This window comes from Pseudodesulfovibrio cashew (assembly GCF_009762795.1).
Lineage (GTDB): Bacteria > Desulfobacterota > Desulfovibrionia > Desulfovibrionales > Desulfovibrionaceae > Pseudodesulfovibrio > Pseudodesulfovibrio cashew.
This window is the reverse complement of record NZ_CP046400.1, coordinates 2,284,418-2,297,482: the sequence shown is the minus strand read 5'-3', so window position 1 is coordinate 2,297,482 and position 13,065 is coordinate 2,284,418. Positions and strand designations below refer to the sequence as shown.

The 13,065-nt window shown below is 59.5% G+C and carries 11 protein-coding genes and 1 tRNA gene; 11 read left to right on the top strand and 1 reads right to left on the bottom strand.

The window, feature by feature from the left end:
• The first annotated feature begins 19 nt into the window (after positions 1-19).
• The 11 genes from ispE to GM415_RS10200 all read left to right on the top strand — a co-directional run bounded on the left by ispE (position 20) and on the right by GM415_RS10200 (position 12,271).
• Positions 20-904: a 4-(cytidine 5'-diphospho)-2-C-methyl-D-erythritol kinase gene (gene ispE, locus GM415_RS10250; protein WP_158947838.1), complete on the top strand. Its 885-nt coding sequence runs from the start codon at positions 20-22 to the stop codon at positions 902-904.
• A gap of 300 nt (positions 905-1,204) precedes the next feature.
• Positions 1,205-1,279: transfer RNA gene (locus tag GM415_RS10245), tRNA-Gln, on the top strand.
• Positions 1,280-1,310: 31 nt separating this feature from the next.
• Positions 1,311-2,246 (top strand): ribose-phosphate diphosphokinase, encoded by a 936-nt coding sequence (locus GM415_RS10240; protein ID WP_158947836.1) that lies wholly within the window; start codon positions 1,311-1,313, stop codon positions 2,244-2,246.
• Positions 2,247-2,355: 109 nt separating this feature from the next.
• A complete protein-coding gene (locus GM415_RS10235) occupies positions 2,356-2,985 on the top strand; it encodes a 50S ribosomal protein L25 (RefSeq protein ID WP_158947834.1) in 630 nt (209 codons plus the stop codon).
• A gap of 130 nt (positions 2,986-3,115) precedes the next feature.
• Positions 3,116-3,766, top strand: coding sequence for an aminoacyl-tRNA hydrolase (gene pth, locus GM415_RS10230; protein ID WP_158947832.1), 651 nt, complete (start codon positions 3,116-3,118; stop codon positions 3,764-3,766).
• Between the two features lie 253 nt (positions 3,767-4,019).
• Positions 4,020-4,535: a CarD family transcriptional regulator gene (locus GM415_RS10225; RefSeq protein ID WP_158947830.1), complete on the top strand. Its 516-nt coding sequence runs from the start codon at positions 4,020-4,022 to the stop codon at positions 4,533-4,535.
• Between the two features lie 334 nt (positions 4,536-4,869).
• A complete protein-coding gene (gene rho, locus GM415_RS10220) occupies positions 4,870-6,228 on the top strand; it encodes a transcription termination factor Rho (protein WP_277872920.1) in 1,359 nt (452 codons plus the stop codon).
• A gap of 133 nt (positions 6,229-6,361) precedes the next feature.
• Positions 6,362-7,798: a beta-barrel assembly-enhancing protease gene (locus GM415_RS10215; RefSeq protein ID WP_242012221.1), complete on the top strand. Its 1,437-nt coding sequence runs from the start codon at positions 6,362-6,364 to the stop codon at positions 7,796-7,798.
• Between the two features lie 70 nt (positions 7,799-7,868).
• Positions 7,869-8,855, top strand: coding sequence for a bifunctional riboflavin kinase/FAD synthetase (locus tag GM415_RS10210; RefSeq protein WP_158947824.1), 987 nt, complete (start codon positions 7,869-7,871; stop codon positions 8,853-8,855).
• Entirely contained in the window at positions 8,852-10,732 is a 1,881-nt protein-coding gene (locus GM415_RS10205; RefSeq protein WP_158947822.1) for a chloride channel protein, read from the top strand. The genes GM415_RS10210 and GM415_RS10205 overlap by 4 nt, the downstream gene beginning before the upstream one ends.
• A gap of 87 nt (positions 10,733-10,819) precedes the next feature.
• A complete protein-coding gene (locus tag GM415_RS10200; protein WP_158947820.1) occupies positions 10,820-12,271 on the top strand; it encodes a response regulator in 1,452 nt (483 codons plus the stop codon).
• On the opposite strand, the gene speB is transcribed toward GM415_RS10200, so the two are convergent.
• Positions 12,268-13,065: an agmatinase gene (gene speB, locus GM415_RS10195; RefSeq protein ID WP_158947818.1), complete on the bottom strand. Its 798-nt coding sequence runs from the start codon at positions 13,063-13,065 to the stop codon at positions 12,268-12,270. The genes GM415_RS10200 and speB overlap by 4 nt on opposite strands.

Here is a 13,065-nt window from a genome sequence, read left to right as displayed (position 1 = left end):
GAGCCCCCTTTTCACTATCATGACACGTAGCGAACCTTTCTCCGAGTCCATCCTCGCCTCCCCGGCCAAGATCAATCTCTACCTCAAGGTCCTCGGACTTCGCGAGGACGGCTACCATGAGTTGGACACCCTCTTCTATCCGGTGGACGACCTACACGACACAGTCCGCATCGAGCCGGGGCACGACGAACACATGTACCTGCGCTGCCCGGAATGTCCGGACCTGGAGTCCACCTCCAACCTTATTTATAAGGCATGGAAGGCGTTCGGCGCGGCCACCGGCTTCCAGCCCGGCATGTTCGTAACCCTGAACAAGACCGTTCCCATGGGCGGCGGGCTTGGCGGAGGATCGTCAAACGCCGCAACAATGCTCCGCTGGCTTAACGAGAACGCCGGGCCGAACGCGTTGACCACGCAGGAACTCCTGGCACTGGCCGCAACTCTGGGCGCGGACGTTCCCTTTTTCCTCATGGACGGCCCGGCCCTCGCGCGAGGAATCGGCGAAGAGCTGACTCCGGCTTCGCCGGGACTCTCAGGCATGACACTCGTCCTGGTCATGCCCGACCTTCACGTGGACACCCCCTGGGCCTTCCAGGCATGGGATGAGGCCAACGACTTCCGCAAGATTGATGATTCCTTGACAACCCTAGGCAAGGATACTAAGAATCCATCTCCCGTTTCGCCCCTGGAAGTGGTCAACGACTTGGAGCCTGTTGTCTTTGCAAAGCATCCAACTTTGCGCAAGATCAAGGAAAAGCTCATCCAGACCGGTGCGGCGGCAGCCGCCATGAGCGGCTCGGGAGCCTCCCTGTTCGGTCTGTACCGCAACAGGGATTCAGCCATGTCCGCTGTCAGGGCTCTCAAGGAAAACGGGACTGAAATAGTCGTGACGGAGTGTCGCTGATCACTCCGTTCGCCGCCGGATCGCCCCAGGACGGGCCAGGGCCGCAGACATGCCATGAGCGTGTTCCGCATCCCTGAATCCCCGAACAGCCAGGCCGTCCGGCCGTAAAATTTTGTGGAGAAGCTGCCGAGCGTACAGCACGGCAACGCAGCGATTGGCCGCCGACTTCGGCAAATTTTGTCGAGAAGCGGTCAAGCGCAAGGCGCAAGCAGAAGACGGGAACGCCGCGTATTTTAATACGCAAGAGTCCGGCTGCTGCGCAGCAACGCAGCGATTGGCCGCTTCTCGACAAAATTTTGCTGGGGCGTCGTCAAGTGGTAAGACATCAGGTTTTGGTCCTGACATTCGGGGGTTCGAGTCCTCCCGCCCCAGCCACTTTTTTAAACAGCGCATGAGGAATGTTGACATGCATGGTGAGTTGAAGATCATTTCCGGTTCCGCCAGCCCGCAGCTGGCCGAGGCCATTTGCGAACACCTTGGTACCAAGCCGTCCCCGGTGTTGCGTGAACGCTTTTCCGACGGCGAGATCCGCATTGAAATCGGCGAGAACGTGCGCGGCGACGACGTGTTCGTGGTCCAACCCACCTGCTCGCCGGTCAACTACCACCTCATGGAACTGTGCCTGATGCTGGACGCCCTGAAGCGTGCCAGCGCCTCCCGCGTCACCGCCGTTGTTCCGTACTTCGGCTATGCGCGCCAGGACCGGAAAGTGGTTCCCCGGGCGCCCATCTCCGCCAAGCTGGTGGCCGACATCATGTCCGCAGCCGGCATGCAGCGGCTGGTCACCTGTGACCTGCACGCGGGCCAGATCCAGGGCTTCTTCGACTGTCCGGTGGACAACCTGTTCGCCGCCCCGGTCCTTATGGAGCACCTGCGCGACCGTGAAGACGACTTCGTGATCATCTCTCCTGATGCCGGCGGCGTGGAACGCGCCCGTGCCTACGCCAAACGGCTGGGCGCCACCCTGGCCATCGTGGACAAGCGCCGCGACGCGCCCAACCAGGCCAAGGCCATGCATATCATCGGCGACGTCAAGGACAAGGTGGCCGTGGTCATCGACGACATGATCGACACCGCAGGCACCATGTGCGCTGCGGCCAACGTGATCATGGACAACGGCGCCAAGGAAGTCATGGCCTGCGCGACCCACCCGGTCCTGTCCGGCCCGGCCATCCAACGCCTGGAGGAGTCCGCCTTCTCCGAGGTCATCGTCACCGACACCATCCCGCTCAAGGATGAAAACTGCTGCCAGAAGATCAAGGTGCGCTCTGTAGCGTCCCTGCTGGCCAAAGCTATCAACAACGTGCACACGGAATCGTCCGTGTCCGTTCTGTTTATCTAGATAGAAGCAGCCGCAACGGCAGGGAACACCCCGCCCAAACGGCAACAACCATTTAAAGCGCGAGCGTCCGTCTATGGGAGACGGCCAGGGCGTAAAAGGAGAAACTCCAATGGCAGAACTGCTTAAACTCAACGTTCAGGAACGCACCCAGCTGGGCAAGGGCCCCAACCGCCGCCTCCGTGCCACCGGCATGGTCCCGGGCATTTACTACGATGCCAAGGGCGCCAACATCCCGGTCAAGGTGGCCATGATCCCCCTGCAGAAGGCGTACTCCGCCCTCGGCAACGCCCAGGTCTTCGACCTGGTCCTGGAAAAGGACGGCAAGACCCAGACCCATCCTTCCCTGCTCTGGCGCGTGCGTAACGAGCCTGTCTCGGGCACTCCTGAACACGTCGACTTTTTCGGCGTCGATCTGGACAAGGAAATCAAGGTCGCCGTCCACTTCGAGATCACCGGCTCCTCCCCGGGCGTCAAGCTCGGCGGTACTCTGGAACTGTTCCGCGAGTCCGTTGAAGTCATCTGCAAGCCCATGGCCATCCCCGAGTCCCTCATCATTGATATCTCCGGCCTGGAGATCATGGACTCCGTGCACATCGAGGACATTGAATTCCCCGAGGGTGTGACTCCTGTCTTCGACGAGAACTACGCCGTCCTGAGCATCGCTGCCAAGCGCGGTGCTGACGACGACGAAGAAGGTGAAGAAGGCGAAGCCGAAGCAGCTGAAGAGGCCGCTGAATAGCGCCCCACCACATTACGTATGGACCTCCCGGAGCATGGCCCGCCGTGCTCCGGGAGTTTTTTTTGCCTCTTCGGGCAAGGCCTGATAGAATTTCTATATCAGGTATCACCCTTATCCCCCACACAGTACCATGGACTACAAAGGCGTCATCGTCGGCCTGGGGAATCCCGGCCCCAAATACGAGAACACCCGGCACAACATCGGCTTCATGCTGGTGGACCATCTGCTGGCCATTGGCGCTTCCAGAAAAAACATGCGCCTGGAGCAGATCGAGGAATCCGGCGACTACGCCCTCTGGAGAATCCGCTTCGCCGGAGCCTACCGACTTCTGGCCAAGCCCATGACCTACATGAACTTGAGCGGCAAGGCGGTTTCCAAGATCTGCGGACGGCACGGCCTGACTCCCGACCAGGTAATGGTTGTTCATGACGAGCTCGATCTGCCCGTAGGACGAATGAAACTCAAGAAAGGCGGCGGCAATAACGGGCACAACGGGCTGGAATCGATACAGGAACAACTGAACACTCCGAATTTTTTCCGGTTGCGCCTGGGGGTGGGCCGCCCGGAGGATAAATACAAGCCCATCAGCGATTGGGTTCTGGAACCGTTCCTGCCGGAAAACGCAAGACACATCCCGGCTGTCATCGAACACGCGTGCAAGGGGCTGGACATCTTTTATCGCCGGGGACAGGGATTCGCCACTCAGCACATCAACGGCTTCTCCCTGGAAGAACCGGAAGGGCCTGCGGAGAAGGACGATACAGGAGAAGAAAACGGTTGATCACCCATCCGATCCTTTCCGTTTGCTGAATCTATTTGATGAATAACTGGCGTGAATGGTATTTCAGCAAAGCTAAATACTCTTTCATCTTTATATCCCAGTGTGTTGAAAACAATCTGTTGCGACCTGCCAGCTTTCGAAGCGATTTTGAAAACGAATGGTTTGCCCCATAAGCCATGGACTCTTTCCGTTAATTTGGGTATGATGAATTTCTGCGCATATGAAAGCCGCAATCTAAGGAGCCTTTTTTCCCGTGTTCAAGGTCAATGAGTTAGTTGTCTATCCCTCCCAGGGAGTCGGCCGCGTTGAGCGGATCGAATCCCAGGAAATCGGTGGTGTGAAAGCCGATTTCTATATTGTTCGCATCCTGAGCAACAACGTGACCCTGATGGTTCCCGTGGCCAACGCCGAGAACGTGGGGTTGCGCCCGGTCTGTGATGCCAAAACCGGCCAGGGTATCTTCGATTCCCTCAACGATCGATCCGATTTTACTGGGTATACCGGCCAAAACTGGAACCGCCGTTACCGTGAGTATTCCGAAAAGCTCAAGAGTGGCGATCTCTCCGACGTGGCTTACGTCCTGAAGGAGCTTTTCCTCATCGGCAAGGACAAGGAGCTCTCCTTTGGCGAGCGCCGTCTGCTGGAACAGGCCATGGGACTGGTTTCCATGGAACTGGCTTATTCTGTTGATCGCGATCAGGAGCAGATCAAGGACGACATCAATGAGATGTTCGCCGATGTCATCGCAGCCCAGGAAGAAGACGCCTAGCCGGTCTGAAGCAGGGGCCGGGAGTGCTCGGGAATGCGTTGAGCCCGCGATTTTTGCCGGGAACCTCCAAGAGTACTTGTCAACAACGCCTGTTTAGTATACTTCGGTTTTGTCGCCGCCTCTGCGGCTTGATACATATATCCCACTATCATTGTGATTTGACACACCAAATCGTCAATTAACCCGAGTATGAGGTCACTGCCGCATCGCCATCGTTGTGGCGCGACACCCACCTCACATGCACCAGCCGACATTCGGCATTCCATCCGCCTGGACGCCCATTCGGGGCCAAATTGATATACTCACCAACCTATAAACATCGAATTTCATCCATATGGCCGAAAAAAAGACCACTAAAGAGACCAAAGGCAAAGTCAAGCCCGCCGCCAAAAGCAAAAAAAAGCCGAAGGTGACGACGGAAACCAACGGCAACGGCGTAGACAAACTCAATCTTGCCGAGCTCAAACTGAAATCCATGCAGGACCTGACCGACCTGGCGGTCCAGCTGGAAGTGGAAAACCCCAGCTCCATGCGCAAGCAGGAGCTGATCTTCGAGCTGCTCCAACAGTGCGCATCGCAGAACGGCCAGATCTTCGGCGACGGCGTTCTTGAAATCCTGCCCGACGGCTTCGGATTCCTGCGCTCGCCCATGTATTCCTACATGCCCGGCCCTGACGACATCTACGTCTCCCCGTCCCAGATCCGCCGCTTCGGCCTGCGCAAGGGTGACGTCGTCTCCGGACAGATCCGCCCGCCCAAGGAAGGCGAGCGCTACTTCGCCCTGCTCCGAGTCAGCGAAATCGGCTTCGAGAAGCCCGAACACTCCAAGAACCTGGTCCTGTTCGACAACCTGACGCCCCTCTACCCCGAAGAGCAGCTCAAGCTGGAAAACGGCGACAAGAATTATTCCTCCCGCATCATCGATCTGCTGGCCCCCATCGGCAAAGGGCAGCGCGGCGTCATCGTGGCCCCGCCCCGCACCGGTAAGACCATCATGCTCCAGACCATCGCCAATTCCATCAACGCCAACCATCCCGAGGTGGACCTCATCGTGCTGCTCATCGACGAGCGGCCCGAGGAAGTGACCGACATGCAGCGCACGGTCAGGGCCGAGGTGGTCTCCTCCACCTTCGACGAACCGCCGACCCGCCACGTCCAGGTCGCGGAAATGGTCATCGAAAAGGCCAAGCGCCTGGTGGAACGCAAGCGGGACGTTGTCATCCTCCTTGACTCCATCACCCGTCTTGGCCGCGCCTACAACGCGGTGACTCCTTCATCCGGCCGCGTCCTCTCCGGCGGTATCGACGCCAACGCACTGCAGCGCCCCAAGCGCTTCTTCGGCGCGGCGCGCAACATCGAGGAGGGCGGCAGCCTGACCATCATCTCCACCGCGCTCATCGACACCGGTTCGCGCATGGACGAGGTCATCTTCGAGGAGTTCAAGGGCACCGGTAACATGGAGCTCTACCTGGACCGCCATCTGGCCGAGAAGCGCGTCTACCCGGCCATCGACATCAACCGTTCCGGCACCCGCAAGGAAGAGCTGCTCCTGGGCGAGGACGTGCTCAACCGCGTCTGGATCCTGCGCAAGCTGCTCTCTCCCATGAGTTCCATAGACTCCATGGAGTTCCTGCGAGGCAAGATGAAGGGAACAAAGAACAACAGGGAGTTTCTGGACTCCATGTCCAAGTAAACGGACCTTTCACGGCAATCGAAGAAGCGGCCCTCCGGGGCCGCTTCGTATTTTGTGCAAATGGCGCAACAAGGTTGCCACGGCTGCCCAAATGATTACAATGGGCGCAGCCATTCAACCACCGGGATATTACGTGAAACGTTTCATCTCCATCCTGCCGGCGCTTTTTGCGGCTCTCCTGCTCGTCCTGTCTCCGGCCATGACCGCCTATGCCGGCATCCTGCCCGAGACCAAGATCACCATCCGTCAGGAAAACGAGATGGGCCGCAAATTCGACCGCATGATTCGCACCCAGATGGGCATGGTCGGGGACACCTACATCACCGACTACGTGGACAAGGTGGTCCAGAACATCGTCAAGGCCAAACGGCCCATGCCCTTCCGCGTCCAGAGCGCGGTGGTGTCCAACCCCATCCTCAACGCCTTCGCCATTCCCGGCGGCTACATATACATCTTCACCGGCCTGCTTCAGGAAGTTCAGTCCGAGGACCAGTTGGCGGCGGTCATCGCTCACGAATTGGCCCACGTATCACAACGTCATGTGGCAAGTCGTATCGAAAAACAGGGCAAGGTCGGCATACTGAGCATGGCCGGAATCCTGGCCGGCGCCTTCCTGGGCATGGCCGGAGGCAAAGGGTCGGGCAAAGCTGCTGCGGCAATCATGGCGGGCAGCCAGGGTATGGCCACCGCAGCCATGCTGAAATACTCGCGTGAGGACGAAAACGAGGCCGACCACGTGGGCCTGAACTCTCTGGTCAAGGCCGGGTACAACCCGGAAGGCATGCCGGAGACTTTTCAGATCATGATCAAAAAACGCTGGTTCGATTCCGGCTCGCAGATTCCCACCTACATCTCCACCCACCCGGGCCTGAGCGAGCGCATCACCTACCTCCACGATCGCATTTCGCGCATGCCCGCGTCCTTTGCCGAGCGGAAGGAAGAGACCGTCACCCTTCGCCACATACAGCCCATTGTCCGGGCCAAGATGTCCCCCGCCGACACGGCGCTGGCCTATTTCAACAACCTCAAGCCAGCGGAACGCACAGCCATGGACTACGTGGGCATGGGAATCGCACAACAAAGGCTCAAGGACCTGGACGGCGCGGCAGCATCCTTTGCCAAGGCCCTGTCCATGGACGGCTCGGACCCACTGGTAGCCCGCGAGGCAGGCATTTTCCAATTCAAGACGGGCAACCAGAAGGAAGCCTTCAAATATCTCCAGATGGCGGTCATCAAAAACAGGCGCGACGCCCTCGGGCTCTTCTACCTCGCCCGGCTTCAGGCAGAGGCGGGCCAGAGCGCACGTGGCGCAGAGACCATGCGCAAAGTCCTTGCACTGGTGCCGGAGGACAGCGAAGTCCACCACCACCTGGGCATGATCCTCGGCGAGTCCGGGGACGAGTTCGGAGGCAACCTGCACCTCGCCTACGCCGCCCTCTACTCCAACGACATGCGCAAGGCGCGCTATCACGAACAGGGTGCCGAAGCCAAGGCCTCAACCCAGGCACAAAAGGACGAACTGGAGAAACTCAAAAAGACCATTCAGGATCGTTCCAAACCGGACAAGTAAACCGGCCTTGAAGCGCAACGCTTTTTCACGTAATTTATTTGCCCTCGACTCCAGCTGGACAACAAAGCCAATGATCATCGTCAACAATCCAGAAGATATCCGGGACGCCATCGGCGACTCCTGCGTCACCATCGGCAACTTCGACGGCGTCCATAAGGGACACCAGAGGCTCATCGACCTGACCTGCTCGCGGGCCAGGGCCACCGACCGGACCAGTGTCGTGGTTACCTTCGATCCCCACCCCCTGCGGGTGCTCCGCAACGACGCTCCGCCTTTCATCACCCTTACGGAACAGAAGCTGGAGCTTCTCTCGCAGTATGGCCCGCAAGTCTGTCTCCTGCTCAATTTCACCATGGCGATGGCCAAACTCTCGCCAGAGGATTTCGTGCAGAAATACCTGCTCGACGGGCTGCACATGAAGGAAATGATCATCGGCTATGACTACCACCTGGGCAAGGGTCGCGCCGGGAACTTCGAGACCCTCTCCGAACTGGGCCGCAAGAAGGGCTTCACCGTGGACCGCCTGGACCCGGTGTCCATCGACGGGGCCGTGGTCAGTTCCACCCGTATCCGCGACCTGGTGCAGGCAGGCAAGGTCTGGCCCGTACTGCCCCTGCTCGGCCGATTCTATCAGGTCAAGGGCGAAGTTGTGCACGGCATGAACCGGGGAGGACGACTGCTTGGCTTTCCCACCGCCAACCTCAAGCTGGTGGACGAACTTTTCCCCAAGCCCGGGGTCTACGCCATCTGGGTCGAGGTAAACAAAGAGGTCCACATGGGTGTGGCCAACATCGGCAAGAATCCCACCTTCGGCAACGACGCCCTGTCCGTTGAGGCGCACCTCCTTGACTTCAAGGGCGACCTGTACGGCAGCGACATCCGCGTCCACTTTGTTCAACGCATCCGTGACGAACGCAAATTTTCAGGCATCGACGAGCTGAAGGGCCGCATCCGGAAGGACGTGGAACTGGGCCGCCAGATTCTCTCTCAGCCCGAGGCCGCCATCAAGGTGACCCGGCCCGATTTCCAACGCACCACCTCGAGCAAACCGCAATGAGTCTTTTGAACCAATTTTTCAATTACTGGCGTGAATTAGCCAAGTCCTATACCACCGTTGCCTCTTTCCGCTGGCTCGTCATCGGCGTGCTGGTCGGCACCATCTCCGGCCTTGTCGCCGTGGGGTTCTTCTGGCTGGTCGAGGCGGGCAAATTCTTTCTTCAACACCACCTGGCCGGCATGGTTTCCCCTGATCCGGCGGGCGAAGGGCTCTTCCACGGCCCGGAGGGCGCATTCCGTCCCTGGCTCATCCCGGTGTTCACCACCGGCACCGGCCTGATCACGGGCTGGCTCGTCAACCGCTTCATCCCGGAGACCATCAATGGCGGCACCGACGGCACCGACGCCACCATCAATTCCTTCCACAACCAGGGGGGCGTCATCCGTCCCCGTGTGGCCATCATCAAGGGTCTGTGTTCGGTGCTGACCATCGCCTCGGGCGGCTCGGCCGGTCGCGAGGGCCCCATCACACAGATGGGCGCGGGCGTCGGCTCATGGCTTGCCACGAAATTCGAGTTTTCCGCCAAGGAACGGCGGCTGCTCCTGCTCTCGGGCGCGGCTGGCGGGTTGGGCGCCATCTTCCGTGCTCCCCTGGGCGGCGCTCTCACCGCGGTCGAGGTCATTTACCGCGAAGACTTCGAGGCCGAGGCCATCCTGCCCTCGGTCATGAGTTCCGTGGTCGCCTACTCCATCTTCACCTTCTTTTTCGGCACTGAGCCCATCTTCGGCATCCCCCGCTTTTCCTTCACCGATCCGCGCGAACTGCTCTTCTATGCACTGCTCGCCTTTGTCTGCGCGGCTGCGGGCTGGATGTACGTCCGCACCTTCTATTTCATCAAGTATCACGTCTTCTTCCCGCTCAGGGAAAAGGTCGGGCTAATGTGGTCCATGGCCCTGGGCGGTCTGGCCATGGGGCTGCTCGGCATCCTGTACCCTTATACGGCAACAGACGGCCTGGTAACCGGCGGCCTGCTCTCGGGCGGCTACGGCTGGCTCGAGCTGGCCATCCTCGGCCAGATTCCGGCCCTCGGCATGTGCTACATCATCGTGGGCAAGACCGTGGCCACCTCGGTGACCATCGGCTCCGGCCTGTCCGGCGGCATGTTCGCGCCCGCCCTGTTCGTGGGCGGCATGTCAGGCGGCCTGGTCGGCAAGTTCGGCAACCATTTCTTCCCCGACATCGTCACCCAGCCCGGCGCATACATCCTGGTGGGCATGGCAGCGTTCTTCGCCGGAGTGGCCAACGCGCCCATCGGACCGCTGATCATGGTCACTGAGCTTACCCAGGGTTACGGTCTGCTCGCGCCGCTGATGTTAGCCTCAGCCTTGTGCCTGGTCCTGAGCCGCAACTTTTCCCTCTACGAGCACCAGGTGGAGAACAAATTCGACTCCCCTGCCCATACCGAGGACGCGACCATCAACGTGCTGGAACAGATGCATGTCTCGGACTTCTACAACCCCGGTGACGTCATTGTCCTGGAGGAGTCCACCACGCTCAAGGCGCTGACCGACATCATCGCCAACTCAGACCAGCTCTACTTCCCTGTCCGCAGCACCGAAAACGGCGACTACGTGGGCATGGTTTCCATCCACAACGTCCGCAACTGGATGTTCGAGGAGGATCTTCACGAGCTGGTGGTGGTACGCGACCTGATGTCGCGGCCCGTGTACGTACGCCCGGACTACGACCTGTACCAGGCCCTGCTCCGCTTCGTGAACACGGACTACGGCCAGATCCCGGTAGTTGCAGAGACCAGCACCTCCGATATCATCGGCCTGATCAATCGCGACGACGTGTTCCAGGCCTACGCCGAAGCCATCGCCCAGGTAAAGGGCGGCGAGGAACGCCCTGCGGCCTCGGCCGTTCTGCCGGAATAATTATAAAAGGGTTTCCCTGCGCAGTATAATCTGCGAACATCGGCGCGTGCGATTCTTGCGGATCGAAATTTCTCATGGAGGCGCGCCGTGACCAAGCGCAACAGGATGAAAAACGTGTACGTGGTCAAGAGCGACACCACGGACATCGAGGAGCAGCACCAGGAGTTGGAGACCAAAAGCGTCTACCTCCTGAAGGCTGACGACCACGTCATCAACAAGTATAGCGACATCGTCTACCGCTTTGTGGACGGTGACGACGGATTGTTCCTGATCATCAGCCAGGATCGAACCTTCTACAACAACTTCCGCAAGTCGTTCTACAAGGAGCTCCGAATCGATCAGGAGCGCATCCGCCTCTCCCCGAACAAGGAAAAGGCGTTCAAGGAAATCCGGATATACCGAGAGCACGACAAGCACCCGCTGCTCTTTCTTGAAGCCAACCTCGATGGCCGCTCCACCCTTCCCTTTCTTGAGGAACTCAAAGCCGCCTACAAGGATATGCTGGTCATTGTCCTGACCAACGACGGAGACAAGGACCAAGTCGCCCAGTTTGTGGAAGCAGGGGCGGACAACTTCATCACCAAGCCCATCTCCCTCAACGTACTCATCGAAAAGATCGCCAACACCCTGGTTCCTCAGGATGAAATTGGCAAGCTAGTGCGCGAGGGAAAGCGAAAGCTGGGCAATGTGGAGTTCGCCCTGGCCTACGGCGTGGCCAGGGACATCCTGCAGCGCAAACCAGGAAGCCCCGCTGGGTTGCTTATCATGGGGGATGCGCTCAAGGGACTCACCAAACGCGACGACGCGCTCAAGCTTTACCTTCAGGCCGCACAGAATGCGCCCATGTACCTTGAGCCACTCAAGAAAATTGTTGAATACTACCGGGAAGACGATGACGAGGACGGCGTTCTTCGCTATCTGGAGCGCATCGACGATCTCTCCCCGCTCCATCCCGGACGGAAACGGGAAATCGGCGAAATCTATCTTGGCCGAGGGGATATCCAGAAGGCGGCGACCTACCTTGAGGAGTCGATCAGATTGACCCACGCACAACGCCTGCCGGAGTGCGTAACCATGGCCGTCAAATACGCCGACGAGATTTTTGGCAGGAAAGAGGAGGCCGCAGAGGGACTGCTGACCCTGTGCACCAGGCTGGCCAGAGCCTACCGGGTCGAAGCCCACTGGTCATGGTACAACCGGCTCGGCATGCTCCTGAGACGCCGCAAATGCTGGCAGGAAGCGGTCAAGGCTTACGGAGAAGCCGCCATCCGCGCCCCTGAAGACGCCACAATCCCCTTCAACCGGGGTATGGCCTATGTGGAAGGCAAGGACCTGCGACGGGCGGCGGAACAATTCCAACAGGCCATCCGCCTCGATTCCTCCCTCTACGAAAAAAATATCGAAGCAGCCTACATAATGGGCCAGGTTTTCGCCAGAGCCCACTATGACCGTGACGCCGCCAAGGTTCTGGGACACATCCAGAACGTCAGGCCGGGCTATAAGAAAGTTGAAAGCATCCTGCAATCCCTCAAGCGCTAGCTTCCATTCCGCAACATGACTCCGGCGATCTCACGGAGAATTTTGGCCGCCACCATGGCGGTCACGCCGTTCACGTCCCTGCTCGGGTTGAGTTCCACCACGTCGGCCCCCACGATGGGGGCATCGAGAGCGTGCAGGATGTCCAGCGCCTCGCGCACGCTCATCCCGCCCGGTTCGTGGTGCGACACGCCCGGGACGAAAGCCGGGTCCAGCACGTCGAGATCGAAGGAAACATAGACCGGCGTATCAAAGGACAGACGAGGCCAGGCAGCCCGGTCCTTCATCTCCAGCCATTCGATGCCCAGCCGCTCACGCACGTCCCGCTGCTCGCCCGAAGCCGTGCGGATGCCCACTGAGACCAGCCGCGTGCAGCAACCATCCTCCATGATCCGCGTGAACGGACTGGCGTGGGAATAGGGGTTGCCCTCAAAGGCCTCGTAGCAATCGGGATGCGCGTCGAAGTGAAGAATGGCGAAATCGTCCACGGCCCGTCGCAATCCCTTGACCAGAGGGTAGGTTACGGAGTGGTCGCCGCCCAGAAAAATCGGCGTGCCGGAACGCCCGGCCTCAGTCGCCGCTTCTTCAATTGCCCGTATGGCTGCCTCGCCGTCCGGTAGCGTCAGGCTCCCCTTGTCCAGCAACACCGGAGCCATGTCGAAACCGGTCTCGGTCCACAGGTTGGCGGAGTCGCAATGCAGAGCCTCGACCATGGCCGCAGGACCGGCAGCGGCGCCCCGCAGGTACGAGGAATTCTCGTCCAGCGGGACGCCGATGAGTTCAATCTTGCTCGCCAT

Excerpts from the sequence above, each read along its gene's own strand:
- ispE (WP_158947838.1), top strand. The coding sequence starts at position 20 with ATGACACGTAGCGAACCTTTCTCCGAGTCCATCCTCGCCTCCCCGGCC.
- GM415_RS10240 (WP_158947836.1), top strand. The coding sequence starts at position 1,311 with ATGCATGGTGAGTTGAAGATCATTTCCGGTTCCGCCAGCCCGCAGCTG.
- GM415_RS10235 (WP_158947834.1), top strand. The coding sequence starts at position 2,356 with ATGGCAGAACTGCTTAAACTCAACGTTCAGGAACGCACCCAGCTGGGC.
- pth (WP_158947832.1), top strand. The coding sequence starts at position 3,116 with ATGGACTACAAAGGCGTCATCGTCGGCCTGGGGAATCCCGGCCCCAAA.
- rho (WP_277872920.1), top strand. The coding sequence starts at position 4,870 with ATGGCCGAAAAAAAGACCACTAAAGAGACCAAAGGCAAAGTCAAGCCC.
- GM415_RS10210 (WP_158947824.1), top strand. The coding sequence starts at position 7,869 with ATGATCATCGTCAACAATCCAGAAGATATCCGGGACGCCATCGGCGAC.
- GM415_RS10205 (WP_158947822.1), top strand. The coding sequence starts at position 8,852 with ATGAGTCTTTTGAACCAATTTTTCAATTACTGGCGTGAATTAGCCAAG.
- speB (WP_158947818.1), bottom strand. The coding sequence starts at position 13,065 with ATGGCGAGCAAGATTGAACTCATCGGCGTCCCGCTGGACGAGAATTCC.